The sequence below is a fragment of the Ruegeria aquimaris genome, assembly GCF_025751555.1.
GTDB classification, from domain to species: Bacteria; Pseudomonadota; Alphaproteobacteria; order Rhodobacterales; family Rhodobacteraceae; genus Ruegeria_B; species Ruegeria_B aquimaris.
This window is the reverse complement of record NZ_JAOWLB010000004.1, coordinates 109,062-133,509: the sequence shown is the minus strand read 5'-3', so window position 1 is coordinate 133,509 and position 24,448 is coordinate 109,062. Positions and strand designations below refer to the sequence as shown.

Sequence of the window (24,448 nt, the reverse complement as noted above, 5' to 3'; positions counted from 1 at the left end):
CGGTGCTGTTTGGGCGCAGTTGTTCCAAGTGTCAGAGGCAGATGGGACCGGTCCGTCGGGGCCCTTGGCATGTGTCGGGAGGGCTCAGTTGACGCGCGACAGCAGCCCGCCGGCCTGACGGTTGATGCGGCCTTCCAATTCCAGATCGACCAGCACCGGGGCGACCTCACCCGGGCTGGCGGCCAGATCGCGGATCAACTGATCCTCGGCCACCGGCGAGGGGCCGAGCCGGTCCAGGATCTGGCTGTGCAGCGCCGCGGTCTCGCGCAGGCTGCGTTTGGGTGGCGGCGCCGGCTGTTGCATCAGGTCGCACAGGTCGGGCTGCGGTTCCGGCGCTGTCAGGGCGGGAAGGGCGGCGATCACATCTTCGGCATTGCGCACCAGATGGGCGCCGTCGCGGATCAGCATGTTGCAGCCGGCGGCGCGGGCGTCGAAGGGGTGACCGGGTACAGCCAGCACCTCGCGGCCCTGATCCAGCGCATCGCGCGCCGTGATCAGGCTGCCGGACTTGGCGGCCGCCTCGACGACCACAACGGCCTGGGCCAGGCCCGAGATGATACGGTTGCGGCGCGGGAAATGGCGGGCCTGCGGCGCCAGGCGCATCGGTTGTTCCGATAGCCGCAACCCCTGTCTTGCGATATCGCCCGCCAGATGGGTGTTTTCGGCGGGATAAATCGTGTCGACGCCACCGGCCATGACCGCGATGGTGCCGTTGGGCAGTGCGGCCAGATGCGCGGCGGTATCAATACCGCGCGCCAGGCCCGAGACCACGACATAACCCGCCGCACCAAGATCCTGCGCCAAGGCTCGCGCCATGCGGGTGCCCAGCGACGAGGCATTTCGCGCGCCCACCATTGCGATCATCGGGCGCCGCAACAGGGCCGGGTCGCCAATCAGCCACAGGATCGGCGGCGCATCCGACAACTCGGCCAGGTGAAGGGGGTAGTCGTCATCACCCAGGCACAAAAGCCGCGCTCGCGCGGCTTTTGCGGCCTTGAGCTCTGCTTCGACAACACCGGGCGGGCATATTTCATAGCCCTCGACCCCGGCGGCACGTGCCACTTCAGGCAACGCGGCCAGCGCGTTCTGCGCCGTGCCATGCTCGTGCATCAGTCGGCGAAACGTTGTCGGGCCAACTCTGCGCGAGCGCAAAAGGCGGAGCCAGGAAAACCGGTCCTCTTCCGTGGTGGGTGGGAGTGGGGGGTGATAGGAAGAAAACTGTTCCTCGGTCATCCGTCGCTCCGCCTGTTTGCAGAAACAGGTTTACAGCCCGGCCCGTTAACAGGCGGTGAATCAAACTAAATTCGGCGCAGTTTTTTTGACCATTACGCGCTACTGCGGCTAACTAATTGAAAGCAATGAACTAAATTTGACATCTTCTTTGCATGTTCTTGCCCGGTGCCGACCATGGCGCGCGCTTCGGCGACAAAGTCGTTTACCTTACCGCCGGTTTTCGGGCCGTCTGGCCTCAGGTTGTCGACCCTCCAACCGTCAGCCCGTCCATCAGCACCGTGGGCTGTCCCACACCCACCGGCACCCATTGGCCTTCCTTGCCGCAGGTGCCCATGCCCGGGTCGAGCGCCATGTCATTGCCCAACCCCCGGATGCGCATCAGCGCCGAAGGACCGTCGCCGATCAAGGTGGCTCCTTTGACCGGGGCACCGATACGGCCGTTGCGCACCCGGTAGGCCTCGGTGCACGAGAATACGAACTTGCCATTGGTGATGTCGACCTGACCGCCGCCGAATCCCACCGCCCAGATACCGTCCTTGATCTCGGCCACCAGATCGGCGGGGTCGGCCTCGCCGCCCAGCATAACAGTATTGGTCATGCGTGGCATCGGCTTGTGAGCATAGCTCTGACGTCGCCCGTTGCCGGTGGGTTCGACCCCCATCAGACGGGCGTTCTGCCTGTCCTGCATATAGCCTGTCAGTTTTCCGTCCTCGATCAGTACGGTGCGACGCGAGGGCGTGCCCTCGTCATCAATGGTTATCGAGCCGCGGCGGTCGGGCAGGGTGCCGTCATCGACCACGGTAACCCCGCGTGCGGCCACCTGCTGACCCATCAGCCCGGCAAAGGCCGAGCTTCCCTTGCGGTTGAAATCGCCCTCCAACCCATGGCCGATTGCCTCGTGCAGCAGGATCCCGGGCCAACCCGGCCCAAGGGCAACCTCCATGACGCCCGCAGGCGCGGGTTCGGCATCCAGGTTGATCAGCGCGATTCTCAGCGCCTCCCGCGCCTGGGCCTGCCAATAGGCCGGGTCGACCAGGCCATCGAGCCCGACACGACCTCCACCACCGGCGCTGCCGCTTTCCCGGCGGCCGCTGCGTTCGACGATCACGGATACGTTCACACGCGTCATCGGTCGCACATCCCTGACATGCACGCCGTCGGGGCGCAGAATCTCGATTTCCTGAAGGCTGGCCGCAATCGACGCCGAGACTTGCACCACCCTTGGGTCAAGGTCGCGGGTGAACGCGTCGATCTCTCTCAAGGTCTCGATCTTTACCGGGAAAGAGGCCGACTCAATAGGATCGTCTTCGGCGTATAGACGTCTGTTGGTCGGTTTCGGGGCCTCGGCGAGGGTGCCACCGCCTTCTTGAACCGCCAGCCGCGCGGTTTCGGATGCGCGGCGCAGCGCGGGGATCGAGACTTCGGTCGAATGTGCGTAGCCCGCCACCTCGCCGCAAACGGCGCGCAGGCCGAATCCTTCGGACGCGTCATAAGACGCCGAGCGAAGGCGCCCGTCATCAAAGCTCAGGGCCTCTGATTTGCGCCGCTCGACATAGATTTCGCCGTCCTCGGCGCCGTCCGTCGCCTGACGCAGGATCGTCTGAGCCTGGTCCAGCGGAAGCGCGGTTTCAAAGGGGCGAAAACGGTCCTGCGCCATGGTTTGCGTCCTTGTCATTTGATCCAGATCAAAAATAGCGTCTGTTTGACGCAAGCATTTTGCTTTATCTGCCTCCCGGAATATGATTTTTAACGCGACCAAAGACAACGGGCGGAGTGGATCTCGATTCATTATTCGTCCGTAAGGGACGCAAAGATCAAACGATCAGGACAGAACATGAAGAACGCTTTGACGCTTTCAGCGCTTCTCGCCACGTTTACCGGCCTTCCGGCAATGGCGCAGGAACTTGAATCGATCGGGAAACCGGTAGACGCAGCCATGGGTTTCCAGCCGGCCGCCACTGAATTGGCCCGCGAGTTGCAGTCGCTCGATCACATGGTGCTGGTCATCATTACGGCGATCTGTATCCTCGTCGCTGGCCTCTTGGTCTGGTGCATCGTACGCTTCAACAGCCGCGCAAACCCGACCCCCGCCAAGTTTTCGCACTATACTCCGGTCGAGATCCTGTGGACCGTGGGGCCGATTCTGATTCTTGTGTTCATTGGTGCATTCTCGCTTCCGGTTCTGTTCAAGAATCAGGAAATTCCCAACGCTGATATCCACATCAAGGTGACCGGCTATCAGTGGTACTGGGGCTACGAGTACACTGACGAAGGTTTTGGCTTTGAAAGCTTCAAGCTTGAAAAAGATGCCCTGGCCGAGCACGGCTATTCCGAAGACGAGTACCTGCTTGCCACCGACACCGCCGTTGTCGTGCCCGTGGGTAAGGTCGTGGTCATGAGCGTGACCGGCGCCGATGTCATCCACGCCTGGACCATCCCGGCCTTTGGCGTGAAGCAGGATGCCGTTCCCGGTCGCCTTGCCCAGTTGTGGTTCGCTGCCGAGAAAGAGGGCGTGTATTTCGGCCAGTGCTCCGAACTTTGCGGCAAGGATCACGCCTATATGCCGATCACGGTCAAGGTTGTGAGCGAAGCGGAATATGCCAAGTGGCTGGAAGGCGCCAAGGAAGAGTATGCGGGTGTTCCGCGGTCTATCCAGGTTGCTTCCAACTGATCCGCACCCGGCGTTACGATCGCCGAAACACCACTGATTAAGAGCTGCGCGACCACCGCGCAGCTTTCGCCCCAAGAGACGAGCGCATGAGCGACGCAAGCATCAACGCCAGCACTTCCCGGATCGCGAACCGCCAAGACGAGGCTGGCTTTGGCGATTATTTCGCGCTGCTGAAGCCGCGCGTGATGTCGCTTGTCGTGTTCACCGCATTGGTCGGGCTTCTGGCCGCGCCGATTCCCGTGCACCCTTTCATTGCGTTTTGCGCGATCCTCTTTATCGCGATCGGTGGCGGCGCGTCGGGCGCGCTGAACATGTGGTGGGATGCGGATATCGATCGCGTCATGAAGCGCACCAAGAAGCGTCCGATTCCGGCGGGCAAGGTCGAGCCAGGCGAAGCGCTGGCGCTGGGCCTGGCGCTTTCCGGCATGTCGGTGATGATGCTGGCGCTGGCCACAAATGTCTATGCCGGGGCCTTTCTGGCCTTCACCATCTTCTTCTACGTGGTCGTCTACACCATGTGGCTTAAGCGGACGACACCGCAGAACATCGTCATCGGCGGTGCCGCCGGAGCGTTCCCGCCGGTGATCGGCTGGATCGCGGCGACCGGCGACATGTCGGTCGAACCCTGGCTGATGTTCGCGCTGACCTTCATGTGGACCCCGCCGCATTTCTGGGCGCTGGCGCTGTTCATGCGCTCGGACTACGACGATGCAGGCGTGCCGATGCTGACCGTGACCCACGGTCGCCGCGCCACGAGGGTGCATATTCTCGTCTACACGATCCTGCTTGCGCTGCTCGCTTTGGGTACCGCTTTCTCGGATATCGGCGGCCCGGTCTACCTGACTGTTGCACTGCTCTTGAACGCGCTCTTTCTGATGGGCTCAGTGCGGATCTGGCGTCGTGACGAAAACGACTCCGAGGTCGATAATTTCCGGGTCGAGCGCAGTTTCTTCAAACTGTCGCTCTTGTATCTCTTCCTGCACTTCGGTGCGATTTTGGTCGAAGCCCTGCTCAAGCCTTACGGGCTGGGAGGCTGGTAATGAGCCTGCGTCCGACCCATGAACTGCATCATCGACGCTTTGGCCGGAATCTGGGTGTGGCGCTGACCCTGGCCGGGTTCATCGTGATCATCTTCGGTCTGACCGTGGTCAAAGTGACCCGCGGGGACTTCGAACCGCCGCGCGGCAATGTGGAGGCGCAGAACTGATGGCGTTGAACGGACCTCGGAAAACAGTTGTGCAGCTGGTATCGGTTGTGCTCGTGATGGGCGCGCTGTCCTGGGCATCGGTCCCGTTCTACGACTGGTTCTGCCGGGTCACAGGTTTTGGCGGCGCCACCGGCGTGGCCGAAACCGGGTCTGACACCATCCTGGACAAGACCATCAAGGTCCGTTTTGACGCCTCGAAAGAGCGCGGCATGCCGTGGGAGTTCCGTCCAGTGCAGACCGAGATGGAACTGCGCATCGGCGAGACCGGACTGGCCTTTTACGAGGCCTACAATCCGACGGACCGGCCGGTGGCAGGGCAGGCATCGTATAACGTCGCGCCTTATTCGGCAGGCGGTTATTTCGACAAGATCGCCTGTTTCTGCTTCGAAGAGCAGGTGCTGCAACCGGGCGAACGGGTACAGATGCCCGTCAGCTTCTTTGTCGATCCCGAGATCGTAAATGATCGGGACGCGAAATATGTGCATACGATCACGCTGTCGTATACATTCTACGAAATCGACCTGCCCGAGGGCTATGCCGCCCTCGACAAGCAGGCGGAAACCAATACGAACTAACGCCGCAAGGTGAGGGACACTGATGGCACACGCTAAGAACCACGATTATCATATTCTGGCCCCGTCGATCTGGCCGCTGATCGGCGCGATTGGCGGTTTCGTCATGCTGTTCGGGGCTGTGCTCTGGATGCATGGCATCACCGCCTGGCTGTTCTGGGCTGGTCTGGTGGCTGTGCTCTACGTCATGTTCGCCTGGTGGTCCGAAGTTGTCGTTGAAAGCCGTCAGGGCGATCATACACCGGTTGTCCGCCTTGGTCTGCGCTACGGCGTGATCCTGTTCATCATGTCCGAAGTGATGTTCTTCTTCGCCTGGTTCTGGTCGTTCTTCAAACACCGCATGTATCCGATGCAGGACTATATCGGCACCGAGTATGTGGCGCCGAGCATTCATGCGGTCGATCCGTTCCACCTGCCGCTGATCAATACGCTGGTTCTGCTCCTGTCGGGCTGCGCCGTGACCTGGGCGCACCACGCGCTGGTGCATAACAACGACCGCAAGGCGCTGATCCAGGGGCTGTCCATCGGCATCGTCTTTGGCGTTCTGTTCACCTTCTTGCAAGCCTATGAATATGCCGAACTGCTTCTGCACGAAGACTGGACATTTGGCGGCGACCAGTTCTACTCGAACTTCTTCATGGCAACGGGTTTCCACGGTGCCCATGTGATCATCGGAACCATTTTCCTGACCATCTGTCTGCTGCGCGCGCTCAAGGGCGACTTCACACCCGAGAAGCACATCGGCTTCGAAGCCGCCGCCTGGTACTGGCACTTCGTTGATGTGGTCTGGCTGTTCCTGTTCTTTGCGGTCTACATCTGGGGCCAGTGGCCGCTGCTCTGAGCGCAAAGTTCAACGCGATATCCCGGAAAGCCGCCGCCAAGGCGGCTTTCCTTTTTCTCGCGATACGAACTATTGCACCCGATACAATTGCCCGGTTGCATTGTCGGGCTTTCCCAACATAACAAGGCACCGGCCCGCGCCGGGCCGAACACCTTCCTGACGGAGCCACAATGCGCCGGGTTTTGTTTTTGTTGATTTTCGGGATTGCGGGCCTTGCCATCCTCCTGTCCCTGGGGACATGGCAGATGCGCAGGCTGGCCTGGAAAGAGGGGCTGCTCGCCGAGATCGACAACCGCATCGCGGGGGCGACGGTGTCGCTTCCGGCGCTTCCTGACCCGGACCAAGACAAGTATCTGCCTGTGGCGATTACCGGTGTGTTCGACACACAAGAGTTGCATGTTCTGGTGTCGGTAAAGATGGTAGGGCCCGGGTACAGGATCATTGCGCCATTCCTCACCGACTCGGGTCGTCGGATTCTGGTCGACCGCGGCTTTGTCTCGACCGCGGCAAAACAGGCCGCACGCGCGCCCGGGCCGTTGGAGGTTTTCGGCAACCTGCACTGGCCGGATGAGATTGACGGGTATACTCCCGAACCGGATCGCAATTCCAATATCTGGTTCGCGCGGGATGTCCCGGCGATGGCGGCGGAGCTGGGAACCGAACCGGTTCTGGTGATCGCCCGAAGCCGGACCGACCCGGGCGTCACGCCGCTGCCGGTCGATTCCGCCGGGATTCCGAACGACCACCTGCAATACGCAATCACCTGGTTTGGACTGGCCCTCGTTTGGGTCGCGATGACCTTGCTGTTCCTGTGGCGCAGCCGCGCCCGCACAAAAGGCTGATATCCATGAAGTATGTCTCAACCCGGGGCCAGGCACCCGAACTGACCTTTGAAGAGGCGATGTTGACCGGTCTCGCGCGTGATGGCGGCCTGTATCTGCCGGCCGAGATACCGACCCTGACCCAAGACGCGATCGCTGCCCTTGCCGGGTTGCCCTACGAAGAGATCGCGTTTCGCGTGATGTGGCCCTTCGTTAGCGGTTCGTTTTCCGAAGACGAGTTCAAGGGCGCAATCGCGCGCGCTTATGCCGGGTTCGGTCATGCTGCCCGGGCACCGCTGAAGCAACTGAACGAGAACCATTTCCTGCTCGAGCTGTTCCACGGCCCAACCTTGGCCTTCAAGGACTTTGCCATGCAGCTGATCGGGCAATTGTTCCAACTGGCCCTGAAACGGCGGGGCGAGACGGTGACCATCGTCGGCGCCACCTCGGGTGATACCGGCTCCGCCGCGATCGAGGCGTTCCGTGGGCTCGACGCGGTTAATGTCTTCATCCTCTTCCCGCATGGCCGGGTCAGCGAGGTGCAGCGCCGCCAGATGACCACACCAGCGGATGGCAATGTGCACGCGCTGGCACTGGATGGCGATTTCGACGACTGTCAGGCGCGGGTCAAGGACATGTTCAACGACTTTGCCTTCCGCGACGGTGTCCGGCTGGCCGGGGTGAACTCGATCAACTTCGCGCGGGTCCTAGCCCAGGTCGTCTACTACTTTTCCGCCGCCACCAGCCTTGGTGCGCCGCACCGAAAGGTCAGCTTTACCGTGCCGACCGGCAATTTCGGCGACATTTTTGCGGGCTATATCGCCAAGCGCATGGGTCTGCCCATCGACCGGCTGGTCGTGGCCACCAACCAGAACGATATCCTGCATCGCTGCCTGTCCGGGCAGGGTTATTTCAAGGGCCAGACGATTCCGTCGGTCAGCCCGTCGATGGATATTCAGGTCTCGTCCAACTTCGAGCGTGCCCTCTACTACGCCTATGACGAAGATGGCGCGGCGGTATCGCAGCTGATGGCCGAATTGAAGTCCGGTGGTTTCGACGTCAGCCAGGGTGCGATGGAAAGCTTGCGCGAGGTCTACACCTCTGGCCGCGCGTCGGAAGAGGAAACGCTGGCAACGATCAAGGCAACGCTCGTGACCAGCGGTGAATTGCTCTGTCCGCATTCGGCTGTGGGTGTGAAGGTCGCCGAAGAGGCTCGTGTGGGTGACCGCACGCCGATGATCACGCTTGCCACCGCGCATCCGGCGAAATTCCCGGCTGCGGTGGAACAGGCTAGCGGAGTGTTTCCGCCTCTTCCCCCGCGCATGTCCGATCTGTATGAACGTCCGGAACGGCTGACCCGCATCGCCAACGATCTGGCGGCCATCCAGGATCATATCAGAGGGCATATCGCCGAGTGACTGTAAGACAAGACCAACTGGCCAACGGTTTCCGGATCGTCAGCGAACATATGCCGGGCCTGCAATCGGCGGCCATCGGCATCTGGGTAACCGCCGGTGGCCGCCACGAGCGGATCGAACAGAACGGTATCGCGCATTTCCTTGAACACATGGCGTTCAAAGGCACCAAGCGCCGTAGCGCGCTTGAGATTGCCGAAGCGATCGAGGATGTGGGCGGCTATATCAACGCCTATACCTCGCGCGAGGTGACCGCCTATTATGCACGGGTCCTGAAAGACGATGTTGCGCTGGGTCTGGACGTGATCGGCGACATCGTCCTGAACCCGGTGTTCGACCCGCGCGAGATCGAGGTCGAACGCGGAGTGATCCTGCAAGAGATCGGACAGGCGCATGATACGCCCGATGACGTCATCTTTGATTGGCTCCAGGAAGAAAGCTATCGCGATCAGCCGCTTGGCCGGACCATTCTCGGGCCGGTGGAACGTGTGCGGGCGTTCTCTCGCGAAGATCTGTCTGCCTTTGTGTCCGAGCACTACGGTCCCGAGCAGATGATTCTGTCTGCCGCAGGGGCGGTCGATCACGACAAGCTGGTGCGGCTGGCGACCGAGATGTTCGGTCATCTCAGGCCGTGCAAGGGTCTCATTCCCGCTCCTGCCCGGTTTACCGGCGGTGAGGCGCGACACGATAAGGCGCTGGAACAGGCGCATTTCGCTCTGGCCTTCGAAGGGCCGGGGTATCGTGACGATTCTATCTATACCGCACAGATCTATTCGTCTGCCCTGGGTGGTGGCATGTCTTCGCGGCTGTTCCAGGAAGTGCGCGAAGTGCGGGGCCTCTGCTACACCATCTTTGCCCAGACTGGCGCCTATGCCGACACCGGCACCACGACCATCTATGCGGGCACCAGTGCCGAGCAATTGGGCGAACTGGCGACGATCACCATCGACGAGATGAAGCGTGCCGCCGAGGACATGTCCGAGGCCGAGGTGGCGCGCGCCCGCGCGCAGATGAAGGCCGGGATGCTGATGGGCCTGGAAAGCCCGTCGAACAGGGCTGAACGGCTGGCGCGGCTGGTGCAGATCTGGGGCACCGTGCCTTCGCTGGAGGAAACGGTTGCCCGGATCGACGCGGTCACGACGGCGGATGTTCGTGCCTTTGCCGAGAATATGGCGGTGTCCGCCCCGGCTGCGCTGGCGCTTTATGGCCCGGTGACCGGAGCGCCCGGTCTCGCCGAATTGCAGGAGAGGCGCGCGGCGTGATGCTGTTGGGCAGGCGCAAGCTGAAACTCGAGACCGAGCGGCTGAGTCTGCGCCCGCCCGTCCATTCCGATTTTCGCGATTGGGCGGCGTTGCGGCGGGCGTCCATGGGATACCTGACCCCGTGGGAACCGGCATGGGCCACAGACCACCTCAGCCGCAAGAGTTTCACCAACCGGGTCTACTGGGCACAGCGATCGGTATCGGGTGATACGGCGGTTCCCCTGTTCCTGTTCCGGCGCGAGGATGACGTTCTGGTCGGGGCGATCACACTCGACAACATCCGTCGCGGCCCGGCTCAGGCCGGGACGCTTGGATATTGGACCGGACAGGCCTATGCTCGTCAGGGATATATGCGCGAGGCCATCGGAGCGGTTGTGCATCACGCATTTACTCAGCTTGACCTCAGCCGGATCGAGGCGGCTTGCCTGCCCGAGAATCTGCCATCGCGCGGGCTCCTGGAAAGCTCGGGTTTCAAATACGAAGGGGTCGCGCAATCCTACCTTCAGATCAATGGACGCTGGCGAACCCACGTTCTCTATGCCGCCTTGCGCTCGGACAGGCGGGGGCGCACTGACGCGGGTTGAGGGCACGCGGCGTCCAATAACGCAGCGTCACAATCATAGAATTTGACCCGACGCACTCCCGGTGCCGAAGCTGCCCCAGAACAAGCATGGGGAAGGCAAAGGTATGGGGAAGTTTCCGGATATCGAACGGCTGGGGTTCCATTTCAGCGACGAGCAGCGCGCGATACGCGAAACAATGGCGCGATTTGCCGACGAACGGTTGGCGCCGGGTGCTGCGGACCGAGACCGCAACGGGACCTTTCCAACGGCGCTGGTGTCGGAACTGGCCGGGCTGGGTGGGATGGCAATGAAGACCTCTGCCGAGGACGACGGGCCCGGGGCCGACAATCTCGCCTATGCGCTTGCAGTCGAGGCGATCGCCCGGGCGGACGCATCGGTTGCGGTGATCATGGTGGCGTCGAACCTTTCGGCGGCCATCCTTGCCGCGCACGCCACCGAGGATCAACGCGACCGGTTTCTGCGGCCCGTGGCGCGCGGCGAACGGGGGGCGCTGTCCTTTGGTCTGACAGAACCGGGGGCCGGGTCGGACGCCGCAGCAATCCGCACCACGGCGCGCTTGCAAGGCGACAGTTGGATCATCGACGGCACGAAACAGTGGATCACCGGTGCTGCCCGGGCCGACGTCTTTGTGATATTCGCCAAGACCCCCGAGGCGGGCGAGGGGGCGGTCACATGTTTCATTGTCGAGGCCGGTGCGCCCGGTTTCACCGTGGGCCGGGTCGAGGACAAGATGGGCCTCAGGTCATCAGGCACCGCCCAACTGCATTTCGATGGCGTCCGGGTGCCCGCGTCAAGTGTGGTCGGAGCGGTTGGGCAAGGATATCGTGTGGCTCTTGGCGCCTTGGCGCCCAGCCGGGTCGCGATTGCCGCGCAATCCTTGGGCATCGCCGAACGGGCGTTTGAACTGGGTTTGTCCTATGCGCAGGAACGGCGGGTGTTCGGCCAACCGGTGGCGGCCTTTCAGAATAGCCGTTTTGTGCTGGCCGATATGCGCTGTGCTCTGGATCAGGCCTGGTTGTTGATGCTCCGGGCCGCGCGCCTGCTGGACAGCGGAATCCCGATTCGCGGCGAAGCGTCGATGGCAAAACTGGTCGCCTCGGAAACCTGCGGCCGGGTCGTCGATCAGATGCTGCAACTGCATGGCGGCAACGGCTACTCCCGCGAGTACGAGATCGAGCGGCTGTATCGCGATGCCCGCGTCATGCGCATCTACGAAGGCACCAGCGAGATTCAACGCGAAGTCATCGCGCGCGACTTGTTGGGAAATTGAGCGAGGTTCGACGTCGGGTCAAGCCGTGCTATCTTTGCGGACAGGAGGGATACCGATGCTGCGCTCGCTTGTCATTCTCTTTCTTGCCCTGATCACCACCCCGATCAGCGCGCAAGAGCGCCGTCCAAGCCATTGCATCGCTATAGCCGATGCCGCCCCGGGCTTGGAGTATGTGCAACTGGCCAACTGGCGGGCCCCGGTGCCGCAATACGCGGTGCGGATCAGCTATATTGCCCACGCCTCTTTCCTGCTTCAGACCGAGGGTGGGCTGACAGCGGTGACGGATTTCACCGGTTTTCTCGGCACCGCACCGTTGATCCCCGACATCGTGACCATGAACCACGCGCACGAGACGCATTGGACAGCCTTTCCCGACCCGGCGATTCCCCATGTCCTCGAAGGGTGGGGGCCGTTTGGCGAAGGGGTCGACCACTATCTCGATCTGGGCGAGATGCTGGTGCGCAATGTTTCGACCGATATCAGGTCGGATTTCAGCGGTATCGAGCCGAACGGGAACTCGATCTTTGTCTTCGAGGTGGCTGGGCTCTGCATTGGGCATCTTGGTCATTTGCATCATGTCCCCGACGATGCGCAATTTGCGGCGCTGGGGCGGCTTGATGTGGTCATGGCTGCGGTCGACGGGGGCACGACCATGTCACTGCCGGAAATGATGCAGGTGCTCAGACGCCTGAAATCCTCGGTCGTGATCCCGATGCACTGGTTTTCGGGGTATTCGCTGAACGCCTTTCTGGCCGGGATTGGCAACGAGTTCGACATTCGCCGCGATGGGGTTTCCTCGATCGAGGTCAGCCTGCGAAACCTGCCGGATCGTCCCACGGTAATCGTGCTGGAACCGCGTTACCTGCGCCCCGATGAATAGGGCTTGCCGGGGAAGTGACGCTGAGGCATCAGTGGGGTCATGACGCTGAATGCCGCCGATGCCCCGTTTGCCGCTCATCTGAGCGGGCTGTTGCCCGAGGGCGTCCTGCGCCCGGTCGAGCCACGCTATCTGACCGAGCCGCGTGGCCGCTGGCAGGGACAGGTGGGTGTGCTTGCGCTGCCGCGCACGGTGGATGACGTCGCAACCCTTGTGCGTGCGGCGGGCCAATGGAGGGTTCCGGTGGTACCCTATGGCGGTGGGACCGGGTTGGTCGGTGGGCAGGTGATGCCAGATGGCCCCGCGCCTCTTCTCGTTTCACTGGAAAGGATGAACCACATCCGCGCCGTCCATCCCGAAGAAAACGTACTGCTCGCCGAGGCCGGATGCATCCTGGCCGATATCCAGGCGGCTGCGGCCAAAGCAGACCGCTTGTTTCCCCTGTCGCTGGCCGCCGAAGGATCGTGCCGCATCGGTGGAAATCTGTCGACCAACGCGGGTGGGGTGAACGTATTGCGTTACGGCAATACCCGTGACCTGTGCCTGGGACTGGAGGCTGTGTTGCCTTCGGGTCAGATTTGGCACGGGTTGTCGCGGCTCAGAAAGGACAATACCGGCTATGATCTTCGCAACCTGCTGATCGGTGCCGAGGGGACGCTGGGCATCATTACGGCGGCTGCGCTCAAACTATCGCCGGTGCCGGGGTCAATCGGTACGGCCATGCTCTCTGTGGCGTCGCCCAAGGCGGCGCTGGAGCTGCTGTCTTTGGCGCGCGCCCAAGTCGGCGAGGCGGTCAGCGCTTTCGAACTCATCCACCGGCAGGGCCTTGAGTTCCTGACCGAAGTTCTGCCTCAGGTGCGTCAGCCTTTTGAAACACTGCCGGAGTGGTGCGTTCTGGTCGAACTGGGTCTCTCGGGCGGTCGTGCGGCAAGCGAGGCGCTGGAGCATCTGTTCGAGACCGCGCTTTCCGCTGGTCTCGCTGACGACGGAGTAATCGCCCAAAGTGAGGCGCAGCGCCACGCGCTGTGGACTGTTCGCGAACACCTGCCCGAGGCCAATCGGCTGATCGGCTCAGTCTCGAGCCACGATGTGTCTCTGCCGCTTTCGGCGATCCCGGACTTCATCAAGCGGGCCGCCGCCGCTGTTGCAGAAATCGGACCTTTCCGGATCAACAAATTCGGCCATCTTGGCGATGGTAACCTGCATTACAACGTCTTCCCGCCCAAAGGGCACAGCCGGACCGAGTTCGCGGCAGTGGCCGGGCAGGTCCAGCGCGCCGTTCACGACCTCGTTCACGCGTTGGACGGATCGGTCAGCGCCGAACACGGGATCGGCAGGCTGAAGGCCGATGACCTGATCCGCTATGGAGACCCGGTGAAGCTGGCGGCAATGCGGGCGATCAAGACAGCGCTCGATCCCGTAGGTATCATGAACCCTGGAGCGGTCCTGCGCGGTTAGACTGGGTTTTGTGCCTCTGCTCGCAACAGCAAGTCGCGGACAGGGCTACAGGAAAACCCGTTCACTGTTACGCATAAAGCCAACTGTCACAGATAAATGAATGCAAGAAATATGATTTTTCTATGCATATCCCTCCTACTGCGTGACAATGATAGTGTTCAGGGAGGAACACGAAAATGAAATATCTTTTTCTGGCAGCTGCTCTGGCTCTTTCGACGGCGAGCGGAGCCTGGGCCGAAGGCAAAACGCATTACGTCGCTGTTCATGTGGACGAGAATGATCCTCAGGTCATGAACATGGCGCTCAACAACGTCGCGAATGTCACCAAGCACTATGAAAGCATCGGCGATACGGTCATGGTGGAGGTCGTGGCCTATGGTCCGGGGCTCAACATGTACATTCCGGGCAAGAGCCCGGTCGCGGACCGTATCTCGGCCATGAGCTTGGAGATGGAGAACCTGTCTTTTGCAGCCTGCGGCAACACCAAGGCAGCGATGAGCAAGAAGGCTGGGCACGAGATTGAGCTGATGGCAGAGGCGACCGTCGTTCCTTCGGGCGTTGTGCGCCTCATCGAACTGCAAGAACAGGGCTATGCCTACGTGCGCCCTTGATCGGGAAAGCGGGGCCGGTTCGTCCGGCCCCGCATCTGCGGCTTATCCCTTCGGCAGGATAACCTTGTCGATGACGTGAATAACGCCATTGCTGGCTTCGATATCCGCTGCCGATACGGTCGCATCGTTTACCATCACGCCGTTATCCAGATCGATGGTCACGGCGCCGCCCTGCACGGTCGTCGCGGTCATGTCGTCGCTCAGATCCGTCGACATCACCTTGCCGGGAACCACGTGATAAGTGAGCACGGCAATCAGCTGGTCCTTGTTTTCCGGTTTCAGCAGGTTCTCGACCGTGCCCGCAGGCAGCGCGGCAAAGGCTTCATCCGTCGGGGCAAAAACGGTGAAGGGGCCATCCCCTTTCAGGGTATCGACAAGCCCTGCCGCCTGAACAGCGGCCACGAGTGTCGAGAACGAGCCCGCGCCCACGGCGGTATCGACGATATCCTTGGCGTTGCCACCCGCGCCGGCCGAGGTGGCAAACAGAGCAGCGGCGACGGTAGCAAGGGCTGACTTTCGAAACATTCGGTATCTCCTTCGGTTTGCTGCCGGTGTTGGCATCGAAGTCGATTACGCAAAATTCAGGGTACCGGATGTCCGCAAATTGGCGGCCCGCTCACTTGACGGCAGAAGAACGCGGCCTAAGCCGCAGGTTTTTGGTTCAGCCAATCAAAATTTAGTGAAACAACGTGATCACAGCCCTTCGAATTCGCACAGGGCGTGCACGTCCATTCCCATTTTTTCCAGAACCTTTCGGCCACCAAGCTCCGGCAGATCGATGACAAAGGCGCAAGAGACGATCTCGCCCCCGAGCCGCTCGATCAGTTTGATGCCTGCGGCCGCCGTTCCACCGGTTGCCAGCAGATCGTCGACCAGCAGGATCTTTTCGCCCGGCTGGATCGCGTCATCGTGGATCTCGACAATCGCTTCGCCATATTCCAGCTTGTAGTCTTGGCTGATCGTGGTGCCGGGCAGTTTGCCTTTCTTGCGGATCGGCACGAAACCGACGCTCAGCTGGTGGGCAATGGCCCCACCGAGGATGAAGCCGCGCGCCTCCAATCCGACGACCTTGTCGATCCGCTCGCCCGCGTAGGGGTGCAGCATCTGGTCGATCGCCATGCGAAACCCGCGCGGATCAGCAAACAGAGTGGTGACATCCCGAAACAGGATTCCCTCATGCGGGAAATCGACGATGGTGCGGATGTAATCCTGAACCGATTTCGTTCTGGACATGAGGTCCCCCTGTAAGATCTGCGTTTCCAGCGGTTTGGCGCATGAAACGCGCTGGTGCAAGAGGGAGGACGGTGCCGCGCCAACAGACGCGCCAACAGAGGTGGGCCTGATGAGGTCAGCGCCGGGTCTTGAGGCTGGCGAAAGAGCGGTAGAGCGTCGCGGGAAGCCAGGAGAGATGTGGTTTCACCCAGTCCCGCCGGTCCTGGATCAGTAGCGATTGTGCGGTATGCAGGTTCATTGCAATTGCCTCGGTCTTTTTGTTACGGTGCGGCGCACCGACATATTCTATGCATTGTATATACAATGCATATGCCAAATCTTCAACCGCGCGGATGGATTCGTGGGCAAGAAAGACGGAAAAAACGCTTCTACCAAGGATGCGCAGCTTGTTCTGCGGCTGGATAAGAAAGAGCGGGACGCCTTTGTCGAAACCTGCAAGGCGCTCGATACCAGTGCCGCGCGCGAGATTCGCCGCTTCATCCGCGAATTCATGAAGGCGCATCAGGACAGCTAGGCGGGGCGCCGCAGCAATGCGGTGGCAAGCCCCATGCCCATCAGGGTCACGCCTCCGGTTCGGGTCAGCCCCACAATCACCGAAGGCCGGTCAACCCAGCGGCGCAGCCGGTCGGCCAGCAGCGCATAGGCAAGGGCGTTCAATGCGGCTAGCCCGACAAAGGTTACGATCAGCACGGCGAACTGCGGCATCAGTGGCACCTCGGGGCGCAGGAACTGCGGCACGAAGGCGATGAAGAAGGCGATGGATTTCGGATTCAGCGCTGTGACAGCGGCGGCATGGGCAAAGACCGACCGTTCGCTCACATCCGGCGAGACGCGCATCTGCGCCAGTCCCGCGCTGCCCGCGCTGCGGAACAGGCGATAGCCCAGCCACAGAAGATAGGCGGCGCCGACCCATTTGAGCACCGCAAACAGCGTGGCCGAGGCCAGCACCAATGCGCCAAGCCCTGCGAGAGAGGCGCTCATCGCGATGAGATCTCCCAGAGCCACTCCCGTGGCCGAGGCAACGGCCACACCACGCCCCTTGGACAGGGCATAGCTCAAGACCAGCAGCACTGTGGGGCCGGGGATCAGCAGAAGGGCAGTCGAAGCGGCAACAAAGGCAAGCCAGAGATCAAGGGGCATGACTGTTCTCCAAACTGAACAGATCGCAGTCAGCCTGCTTTCCCGGTCGCGGTCAAGCGCCTGTTTGCCTACAACACCCGACCGGCAACCGCGTCAAGCCGGGCGAGCAGCGCCGGGTCGCGCGCCTCGGGTGCGGTCAGGATGGCATGCTCCAGCGCCCGGTCGCAGCCATGCGGGCAGGGTGTGCGCGCGGCACCCAGGAGGGCGGGCAGGCCCTTGACCATGGCGCGGCCTTTGTCGGCATTGCCCATCAGCGTGGCGATGATCTGGCTCACGTCCACCTCGCCATGATCGGGGTGCCAGCTGTCGTAATCGGTGACCATCGCGACGGAGGCATAACAAAGCTCGGCCTCGCGGGCGAGTTTCGCCTCGGGCATGTTGGTCATGCCGATCACATCGGCGCCCCAGTGTTCGCGGTACATCTTCGATTCCGCTAGCGTCGAGAATTGTGGCCCCTCCATTGCCAGATAGGTGCCACCGCGATGCACGGTGATGCCAGCGGCGCGGGCAGAGGATTCGCAGGCGTCCGACAGGCGCGGGCAGGTGGGATGGGCGACGCTGACATGGGCGACGCAGCCGGTGCCAAAGAAGCTCTTCTCGCGGGCAAAGGTCCGGTCGATGAACTGGTCGACGATCACGAAATGCCCCGGCGCCACCGCCTCGCGGAACGATCCGCAGGCGGAAACCGAGATCACGTCGGTGACACCCAGCCGTTTCAGCGCGTCGATATTGGCGCGATAGGGGACCTCGGTCGGGGAATGTACGTGGCCGCGCCCGTGGCGGGGCAGAAAGGCCATGTCGACGCCACCAAGCCGCCCGGTCAGGATCTGGTCCGAGGGCGCCCCCCATGGGGTGTCGACGCTGACCCATTCCGCCGCGTCCAGCCCGTCGATGTCATAGATGCCTGAGCCGCCGATCACGGCGATCTTGGTGTTGCGCATATCGGTGGCCTTTTCCTGTTGCGGGCGTTTCGCGTCCGAGTTGTGCGGATTCCGGCGCGCTTTTCAAGGGTGGGGCTTATCCGCCCTGACGGGCGTCTGCGCCGGTCAGGCCGCGCTGGCGGGATTGATCGAGAAAATCCTGCCAGGCCGCCTCGAACTGGCCCAGCGGCCAGGTGCGATCCTGTGCCTTTCCGTGGCGGTCTCGGAACGTGAAGCGAAAGCTTCCGCCTTGCCGCATCGCCGCGATCAGGGTCTCGGCTCGGCCCTCGGAGAAGGTGCAGCCGAGCCCGGCCAGACAACCGGGCCAGTTGCTGTGCCAGAGACGTTCTCCAGCCCTCTCGATCCGGATGCCGCCGGGCGCAAAGAGCGTGCCCGGCTCGATCCCGATTTCGACAGCGAAGCCTGTGCCGTCGGGGGTGACAAAGAGGTATTGCGCGGCAAACCGTGGTTGCGGCGAGAACACGTCCACATGCCGCAGATAGCAGCGCTGTACCAATTGCCCTTGCTCGACGCGCTCGTCGCACATGGAATCCCAGATGCCGATCAGCCGGTGATGGGTGACCCGCCAGTTTCCGGCGGTATCGTTGCCCTGCATGTCCTGGGCATGGGCGGGCAGGGCGATCAGGGCGAATAGCAGCAAGGGGATCAGGGAACGCATGCCAGACAGGTGAGCAGCGGACGGGCCGCGTGCAAGTCACCTTACCGCGAGCGAAAGTCATGCGCGCAACGCATAGCTGTTACCCGTGCTGCGCCATGGCCGTATGGGTGGCGATTCGTTAGAAAGCCCGGAACGCGAACTTCCCCATCTGGATCTGCCCCATGCCCCGTGCCTTCCTGGCAAGTGTTGCCAATCGTCTCGCCATTCCCGACCTGCGCTGGATGCCGGACGAGCCGCTGACTGCCTCGCGGCTCAGGATCGAGCTGTTGTCGGGGCTGACCGTGGCGCTGGCGCTGGTGCCCGAGGCGGTGGCCTTTGCCTTTGTCGCCGGGGTGCACCCGCTGGTGGGGCTTTACGCGGCCTTTCTGGTCGGGCTGATCACCGCGCTGATTGGTGGGCGGCCGGGCATGATCTCGGGCGCGACAGGGGCCTTGGCGGTGGTGATGGTGGCGCTGGTGGCGCAGCACGGGGTCGAGTACCTGTTTGCGACCGTGGTGCTGATGGGGCTGTTGCAGCTGGTCGCCGGGGTCATGCAATGGGGCAAGTTCATCCGGCTGGTGCCGCATCCGGTCATGCTGGGCTTTGTCAACGGGCTGGCCATCGTGATCTTTCTGGCGCAGATGGGCCAGTTCAAGGTGCCGGGCAGCATGGAAAATACCGGCCACGGGATGGGCGGCGGCGAATGGCTGTCAGGTGGCCCGCTGATCCTGATGCTGGCGCTGGTGGCGCTGACCATGGTGGTGATCTGGATCATGCCGCGTGTGACGCGGGTGATCCCTGCGCCGCTCGCGGGCATCGCCGTGGTCGCCGCTTTGGTGATCGGCGCCGGGCTAGATGTGCCGCGCGTGGGCGATATGGCCTCGATCGAGGGCGGCTTGCCGCAGTTTCATATCCCGATGGTGCCGCTGAACTGGGAAACGCTGGAGATCATCCTGCCTTATGCGGTGATCCTCGCGGCGATCGGACTGATCGAGTCGCTGCTGACCCTGAACCTGGTGGGCGACATCACCGGTAAGCGCGGTGGCGCCAGCCAGGAATGCATTGCCCAGGGTGCGGCCAATGTGGTGACCGGCTTCTTTGGCGGCATGGGCGGCTGCGCGATGATCGGCCAGTCGATGATCAACGTGAAATCCGGCGGGCGGACCCGTGTGGCCGGTATCGCGGCGGCGCTGTTCCTGCTGGTGTTCATCCTGGTGGGCGCACCGCTGATCGAGCAGATTCCGCTGGCCGCGCTGGTGGGTGTGATGTTCATGGTGGTGATAGGCACCTTTGCATGGAACTCGCTGATGATCCTGCGCAAGGTCCCGCTGACCGATGCCTTCGTCACCGTGCTGGTCACCGTAGTCACGGTGATGGAGGATCTGGCCGTTGCCGTGGTGGTTGGGGTGATCGTCTCGGCGCTGGCCTATGCCTGGAACAATGCCAAGCGCATCCATGCGGTGACGCGCGAGTCGCACACGGCGAAGGGCGCCAAGGTCTATGAGATTCAGGGGCCTCTTTTCTTTGGTTCGACCGATGGGTTCGTGGAGCTTTTTGAGGTCGAACAGGACCCCGCAACCGTGATCGTCGATTTCAAGGAGAGCCGGGTTGTCGATCAGTCGGCTTTGCAGGCGATCGAGGCGGTGGCGCTGAAATACGAGGCGGCGGGCAAGCAGGTGATGCTGCGGCATCTGAGCCGCGACTGCCACCAGCTGCTGACCAAGGCCGGGCATCTGATGGTCGACAGCGACGATGACCCCGATTACGGGCTGGCGGTGGATTACTCGGTGCGGACCGGCATCCTGGGCGCGCATTGAACTTTTACCAAGCGGAGCGCGCCTAACGGCGCGCGCTCTTTTCTTGCCGCGCCTTTTGGCGCGGGATGCGAGGCGCTGCCTCGCGCTCCGGGATATTTCAGGCAAGAGGAAAGTGGGATCAGAGGGCGAGAGCGGTAAGCGCAGCGAGATCGCCCGTCAGGAGTGCCGGTTCGGCCCGGCTGATGAGGTCGGGTGTCCAGTCCCACCAGCGCAGGTCAAGAAGCGCAGCAATGGTGTCCGGGTCAAACCGGTAGCGGATCACCCGCGCGGGATTACCGGTAACAACCGCATAGGGCGGCACCGTGCCGCGTACCACCGCTCCGGCGCCGATGAGGGCGCCGTCTCCGATCCGGGCGCCGGGCAGGATCATCGCGCCATAGCCGATCCAGACATCGTGGCCCACCACGGTATCGCGGCAGTCGGGTTGGTAGGAGGTCATTTGCGCCGGATCGAAAACCGGGAAGGGAAAGCAGGTGATTCCGTCCATCGCGTGATTGGCCGAGGCGGTAATGAAACGCACCCCGTGGGCGATCTGGCAGAACCGCCCAAGTGTCAGCGTTTCGCGGGAATTCGGGAACAGATAGGGCGCCAGCCGGGTCGCCCAATCCGTAGGAGGGTCGAAGTCCGAAGCATAGCTGTAGTCGCCGACTTGGAGCCGGGGATGGTCGATCACCTGGTTAAGAAAGACCGTGCCGGTATGTTCCGTTCCGTCCGGAAGGGTGATCGGGTAGCGGCGGCTGGCCTCGGGCAGTGGCATCAGTCGTCAGGCCGGGCGAGCGTGAAGAGATCGCGCACCACGGTATAGTCGCGATAGCCAAGCCGGGCCAGCGGCTGGTAGGTCGTGACGTCGAAAATCCCATCCTTCAGGCAGTCGTCGCGCATGTGGATGCCCGTCACCTCACCAAAGACCACCCGGTTTGACATGCCGGGCAGGGTGACGATCTGGGTCAGCTTGCATTCCAGCGCGGCGGGGGCACCTGCGACGCGGGCGCAGGCAATGGTTTCGCATTCGATTGGGGTCAGCCCGGCATGGGCGAATTCATCCACCTCACGCGGGAGCGTCTGAGAGGTCGCGTTCATCGCATCGCGCATCGCGTATTCGACGATGTTCACACAGAAGACACCGGTTGCCTCGATATTTGCGACCGTGTCCTTTGTGTTGTCCTGGTCGGGCTTGCTGCCCGTGGTCGAGAACATCACCTGTGGCGGGACATAGGCGGCGCCATTGAAGAAGCTGTAGGGCGCGAGATTGTTGGTGCCGTCCGCGGCGCGGGTGGATATCCAGCCGATGGGGCGCGGCGTGATGATCGCGTTGAACGGATTATGCGGCAGGCCGTGCCCGTCTTCGGGTCTGTAGAACATGTGCGGTCGTCTCCAAGCGTTTGCCCTAGGGGTAACGAAGTGATAGGGCGATTTCCACCCAAGAGGAGAGGCAGGGCGGAAGGTGATCGAAGTCAAACCGGAAACACCGGACGATTGGTGGGAAGTCGAGGCGCTCTATGACCTGTGTTTTGCTCCGGGCCGCACTGCGCTGTCATCTTACCGATTGCGTGATGACGTCCCGCCTGTCACGGGCCTGTCGATGGTGGCGCGGGACAGTGATGGCACCATGGCGGGTGCGATCCGGTTCTGGCCGGTCCATGTCGGGGCCGAGGACGCACTCTTGCTGGGGCCGGTTGCCGTGCACCCGACCCATCAGGGTGAGGGGCTGGGCGGATTCCTGATCCAGGAAGGCCTTGAGGCCGGGCGCAACAGCGGTTGGGATCGGGTGATGCTGGTAGGCGATTTCCCTTATTACAGCCGGTTCGGCTTCTCCCGGCTTGATGGCGTGATCATGCCGCCGCCCACGAACCCGGATCGGGTTCTGGGGCTGGAACTGACGCCGGATGCCTGGAAGGGCGTCACCGGCCACGTTACCCGCTGGACAAGGTGATCCGTTGAAATCCGGTTGAACACACCCGATGTTGAAGAGGATCGGGAGGTGAGTCCATGCAGGATATCGTGATTGTCGCGCCGGTTGACGTCGAGGCGGAACTGGATGCGCTTGCACAGCGGTACCGGGCGGCCGGGGGCATCGGTATTCAGGTGCTGAACGCGGTCGGGGGCAAGGCCGAGTCGCTTTTGGACAAACTGCCGCAGCAGGTGCGGGGCGGCCTGACCGAGGCGACCGAACGCGCCCTTTCTCTGGCGATGCGAGCGGCGCAAGGGTCGCGGCGCGCGGTGCCGAAACAGACGGAACGGGGTAACATGGTCTGGACAACGGCCATGGGTGCGGCTGGAGGGCTTGGCGGCCTATCTACCGCTCTGGTGGAACTGCCGGTTACGACCACGGTGCTGTTGCGGGCGATACAGGACGTAGCGGCCGAGTACGGTTTTGACCCGGCTTCGGAAAATGTACAGTTCGACTGTATCCGGGTGTTCTCGGCTGCGGGTCCGCTTGCGGTGGACGATGGGGCCGACCTGGGCTTTGTCTCGCTCAGACTGACCTTGACCGGCAATGCGATGCAAAAGATGATTTCCGCGGTTGCGCCCCGGCTGGCGGCGGCGATGGGCCAGAAACTGGCGGTTCAATCCGTGCCGATTCTTGGCGCTATGGCCGGTGCATCGGTCAACTATGTCTATACCCGGTACTACCAGCAGATCGCGCATGTGCATTTCGGATTGCGCAAGCTGGCAATCGATGCGGACATCCCGCATGGCGATCTGGTCGCCCGCCTAAGCAACCGAATGGCGCTAAGAGCGCGCTGAACGGGCGAGCCGGCCGAATTCGCATATGTACCGGGGTGTGGCCATGAGATAAGGACTGCTTTACCCCGAAGCCGTAGTTTCGGGGGCAGTGGCAAGTGTGCTCAATCGGTGGGTCAATGAATTCACAGCTTCAGCCAGAGTTTCCCGTCGAACTTGGTCTTGCAAGGCCGCAAATGCAGTATGGCGCTTTGTGCTATCGGTTCAAGGGCGAGACACTTCGGGTGCTGATGGTAACGACGCGCCGCACAGGGCGCTGGATACTCCCTAAGGGCTGGCCGATGAAGGGGCGCGATGGTGCCGGTGCCGCTGCGCGCGAGGCTTGGGAAGAGGCTGGTGTCATCGGGACCGTTCATGCCAGCAGTGTAGGACTCTTTTTCTATTCAAAGATCCTTGGGAAACGAGGGCCGGTGCCCTGTATGGTGCAGGTCTATCCGATCCATGTCAGCGAACTGGCCGACAGGTATCCCGAACGCGGTGAAAGGCGCCGCAAATGGTTCTCGGTCGCCAAGGCGGCCAAGGTTGCCGGTGAGCCGGACCTGGCGCGTTTGCTTTCCCTGGTTGATCTCGATCATTTGCGTCAGATGCGGAATTGAATGCATCGCGGCACAAGGGTCACTTGATCTTAAGGGCATGGTGGATATTTACTTGTCAGACCGCACGGGAATGTCTTGATGATTCAATATTCTCTGAAATGTAGCGAAGGCCACAGCTTTGAAAGCTGGTTCCAATCGGCGACAGCGTTCGACAAGCTGGCCGCATCCGGTTTGGTGTGTTGTGCGATTTGTGGCGGCAATCAGGTTGAAAAAGCGATGATGACGCCCCGGGTCCGTCCGGCGCGCTCCGCCGCCGGATCGCTGGAAAAGGAACGCCCGCTCAGCACTCCGGCCAGTTCGGCGGAACAGGCGCTGGCGGAGTTCCGTAAGAAAATCGAACAGAACTCCGACTATGTCGGCAAAGATTTTGCTGCCGAAGCACGCAAGATGCATCTGGGCGAAACGCCTGAGCGCTCCATCTATGGGGAGGCCCGGGTCGAAGATGCCAAGGCCTTGCTCGAGGACGGTATTCCGGTGTCCCCATTGCCATTCCTGCCCAACCGAAAGGCCAACTGAC

Annotated in this window: 28 protein-coding genes; 18 read left to right on the top strand and 10 right to left on the bottom strand. The window is 62.1% G+C overall.

What is annotated here, in order from left to right:
- Positions 1-84: 84 nt before the first annotated feature.
- Both dprA and tldD read right to left on the bottom strand, forming a co-directional pair.
- Positions 85-1,233 (bottom strand): DNA-processing protein DprA, encoded by a 1,149-nt coding sequence (gene dprA / locus OE747_RS07855; RefSeq protein ID WP_263828048.1) that lies wholly within the window; start codon positions 1,231-1,233, stop codon positions 85-87.
- Positions 1,234-1,468: 235 nt separating this feature from the next.
- Positions 1,469-2,890 carry a metalloprotease TldD gene (gene tldD / locus OE747_RS07850; protein ID WP_263828254.1) on the bottom strand — a complete coding sequence of 474 codons (1,422 nt, stop codon included), beginning with the start codon at positions 2,888-2,890 and terminating at the stop codon, positions 1,469-1,471.
- Positions 2,891-3,067: 177 nt separating this feature from the next.
- Between tldD and coxB the strand changes: the two genes are divergently transcribed.
- From coxB to OE747_RS07785, 13 genes are all read left to right on the top strand, one after another.
- Positions 3,068-3,904 carry a cytochrome c oxidase subunit II gene (gene coxB, locus OE747_RS07845; protein WP_263828047.1) on the top strand — a complete coding sequence of 279 codons (837 nt, stop codon included), beginning with the start codon at positions 3,068-3,070 and terminating at the stop codon, positions 3,902-3,904.
- 86 nt (positions 3,905-3,990) lie between these two features.
- Complete coding sequence (gene cyoE / locus OE747_RS07840) at positions 3,991-4,944, top strand: heme o synthase (RefSeq protein ID WP_263828046.1); 954 nt, start codon at positions 3,991-3,993, stop codon at positions 4,942-4,944.
- Complete coding sequence (locus tag OE747_RS07835; protein WP_263828045.1) at positions 4,944-5,111, top strand: hypothetical protein; 168 nt, start codon at positions 4,944-4,946, stop codon at positions 5,109-5,111. The genes cyoE and OE747_RS07835 overlap by 1 nt, the downstream gene beginning before the upstream one ends.
- Positions 5,111-5,686 carry a cytochrome c oxidase assembly protein gene (locus tag OE747_RS07830; protein ID WP_263828044.1) on the top strand — a complete coding sequence of 192 codons (576 nt, stop codon included), beginning with the start codon at positions 5,111-5,113 and terminating at the stop codon, positions 5,684-5,686. The genes OE747_RS07835 and OE747_RS07830 overlap by 1 nt, the downstream gene beginning before the upstream one ends.
- Positions 5,687-5,708: 22 nt before the next feature.
- Complete coding sequence (locus OE747_RS07825; RefSeq protein ID WP_263828043.1) at positions 5,709-6,524, top strand: cytochrome c oxidase subunit 3; 816 nt, start codon at positions 5,709-5,711, stop codon at positions 6,522-6,524.
- Positions 6,525-6,694: 170 nt separating this feature from the next.
- Positions 6,695-7,366 (top strand): SURF1 family protein, encoded by a 672-nt coding sequence (locus OE747_RS07820; RefSeq protein ID WP_263828042.1) that lies wholly within the window; start codon positions 6,695-6,697, stop codon positions 7,364-7,366.
- Positions 7,367-7,371: 5 nt separating this feature from the next.
- Positions 7,372-8,763 (top strand): threonine synthase, encoded by a 1,392-nt coding sequence (gene thrC, locus OE747_RS07815; protein ID WP_263828041.1) that lies wholly within the window; start codon positions 7,372-7,374, stop codon positions 8,761-8,763.
- Positions 8,760-10,022: a M16 family metallopeptidase gene (locus tag OE747_RS07810; protein WP_263828040.1), complete on the top strand. Its 1,263-nt coding sequence runs from the start codon at positions 8,760-8,762 to the stop codon at positions 10,020-10,022. The genes thrC and OE747_RS07810 overlap by 4 nt, the downstream gene beginning before the upstream one ends.
- A complete protein-coding gene (locus tag OE747_RS07805; RefSeq protein WP_263828039.1) occupies positions 10,022-10,606 on the top strand; it encodes a GNAT family N-acetyltransferase in 585 nt (194 codons plus the stop codon). Before OE747_RS07810 ends, OE747_RS07805 begins: the two co-directional genes overlap by 1 nt.
- Before the next feature lie 103 nt (positions 10,607-10,709).
- A complete protein-coding gene (locus OE747_RS07800; RefSeq protein ID WP_263828038.1) occupies positions 10,710-11,876 on the top strand; it encodes an acyl-CoA dehydrogenase family protein in 1,167 nt (388 codons plus the stop codon).
- A 55-nt stretch (positions 11,877-11,931) separates the two neighbouring features.
- Entirely contained in the window at positions 11,932-12,756 is an 825-nt protein-coding gene (locus tag OE747_RS07795) for an MBL fold metallo-hydrolase (RefSeq protein WP_263828037.1), read from the top strand.
- Between the two features lie 39 nt (positions 12,757-12,795).
- Positions 12,796-14,211: an FAD-binding oxidoreductase gene (locus OE747_RS07790; protein ID WP_263828036.1), complete on the top strand. Its 1,416-nt coding sequence runs from the start codon at positions 12,796-12,798 to the stop codon at positions 14,209-14,211.
- Between the two features lie 176 nt (positions 14,212-14,387).
- The gene (locus OE747_RS07785) at positions 14,388-14,822 is read left to right on the top strand and encodes a DsrE family protein (protein ID WP_263828035.1); all 435 of its coding nucleotides are present in this window, start codon (positions 14,388-14,390) and stop codon (positions 14,820-14,822) included.
- 42 nt (positions 14,823-14,864) lie between these two features.
- Here OE747_RS07785 and OE747_RS07780 read toward each other — a convergent pair whose 3' ends face one another.
- The 6 genes from OE747_RS07780 to OE747_RS07755 form a co-directional block, all read right to left on the bottom strand.
- A complete protein-coding gene (locus tag OE747_RS07780) occupies positions 14,865-15,347 on the bottom strand; it encodes a fasciclin domain-containing protein (protein ID WP_263828034.1) in 483 nt (160 codons plus the stop codon).
- A gap of 168 nt (positions 15,348-15,515) precedes the next feature.
- Entirely contained in the window at positions 15,516-16,055 is a 540-nt protein-coding gene (locus tag OE747_RS07775; RefSeq protein WP_263828033.1) for an adenine phosphoribosyltransferase, read from the bottom strand.
- 115 nt (positions 16,056-16,170) lie between these two features.
- Entirely contained in the window at positions 16,171-16,557 is a 387-nt protein-coding gene (locus tag OE747_RS07770; RefSeq protein WP_263828032.1) for a hypothetical protein, read from the bottom strand.
- Positions 16,558-16,565: 8 nt separating this feature from the next.
- Positions 16,566-17,195, bottom strand: a complete 630-nt coding sequence (locus OE747_RS07765; protein ID WP_263828031.1) for a LysE family translocator — start codon at positions 17,193-17,195, stop codon at positions 16,566-16,568.
- 68 nt (positions 17,196-17,263) lie between these two features.
- Positions 17,264-18,136 carry an S-methyl-5'-thioadenosine phosphorylase gene (locus OE747_RS07760; RefSeq protein ID WP_263828030.1) on the bottom strand — a complete coding sequence of 291 codons (873 nt, stop codon included), beginning with the start codon at positions 18,134-18,136 and terminating at the stop codon, positions 17,264-17,266.
- Between the two features lie 76 nt (positions 18,137-18,212).
- Entirely contained in the window at positions 18,213-18,794 is a 582-nt protein-coding gene (locus tag OE747_RS07755) for a hypothetical protein (RefSeq protein ID WP_263828029.1), read from the bottom strand.
- A 161-nt stretch (positions 18,795-18,955) separates the two neighbouring features.
- Here OE747_RS07755 and OE747_RS07750 point away from each other — a divergent pair, with 161 nt between their 5' ends.
- Positions 18,956-20,590 carry a SulP family inorganic anion transporter gene (locus tag OE747_RS07750; protein ID WP_263828028.1) on the top strand — a complete coding sequence of 545 codons (1,635 nt, stop codon included), beginning with the start codon at positions 18,956-18,958 and terminating at the stop codon, positions 20,588-20,590.
- 118 nt (positions 20,591-20,708) lie between these two features.
- Here the strand turns inward: OE747_RS07750 and OE747_RS07745 are convergent, their stop codons facing one another.
- Both OE747_RS07745 and OE747_RS07740 read right to left on the bottom strand, forming a co-directional pair.
- The gene (locus OE747_RS07745) at positions 20,709-21,347 is read right to left on the bottom strand and encodes a CatB-related O-acetyltransferase (RefSeq protein WP_263828027.1); all 639 of its coding nucleotides are present in this window, start codon (positions 21,345-21,347) and stop codon (positions 20,709-20,711) included.
- The gene (locus OE747_RS07740; protein ID WP_263828026.1) at positions 21,347-21,952 is read right to left on the bottom strand and encodes a flavin reductase family protein; all 606 of its coding nucleotides are present in this window, start codon (positions 21,950-21,952) and stop codon (positions 21,347-21,349) included. The genes OE747_RS07745 and OE747_RS07740 overlap by 1 nt, the downstream gene beginning before the upstream one ends.
- An 82-nt stretch (positions 21,953-22,034) precedes the next feature.
- Between OE747_RS07740 and OE747_RS07735 the strand changes: the two genes are divergently transcribed.
- From OE747_RS07735 to OE747_RS07720, 4 genes are all read left to right on the top strand, one after another.
- On the top strand, positions 22,035-22,523 hold the full coding sequence (locus OE747_RS07735) for a GNAT family N-acetyltransferase (protein ID WP_263828025.1): 489 nt from the start codon (positions 22,035-22,037) through the stop codon (positions 22,521-22,523).
- A gap of 56 nt (positions 22,524-22,579) precedes the next feature.
- On the top strand, positions 22,580-23,338 hold the full coding sequence (locus tag OE747_RS07730) for an EcsC family protein (protein ID WP_263828024.1): 759 nt from the start codon (positions 22,580-22,582) through the stop codon (positions 23,336-23,338).
- Positions 23,339-23,511: 173 nt separating this feature from the next.
- Positions 23,512-23,931 carry an NUDIX hydrolase gene (locus OE747_RS07725; RefSeq protein ID WP_263828023.1) on the top strand — a complete coding sequence of 140 codons (420 nt, stop codon included), beginning with the start codon at positions 23,512-23,514 and terminating at the stop codon, positions 23,929-23,931.
- A 78-nt stretch (positions 23,932-24,009) separates the two neighbouring features.
- Positions 24,010-24,447: a DUF1178 family protein gene (locus tag OE747_RS07720; RefSeq protein WP_263828022.1), complete on the top strand. Its 438-nt coding sequence runs from the start codon at positions 24,010-24,012 to the stop codon at positions 24,445-24,447.
- Position 24,448: the final 1 nt, after the last annotated feature.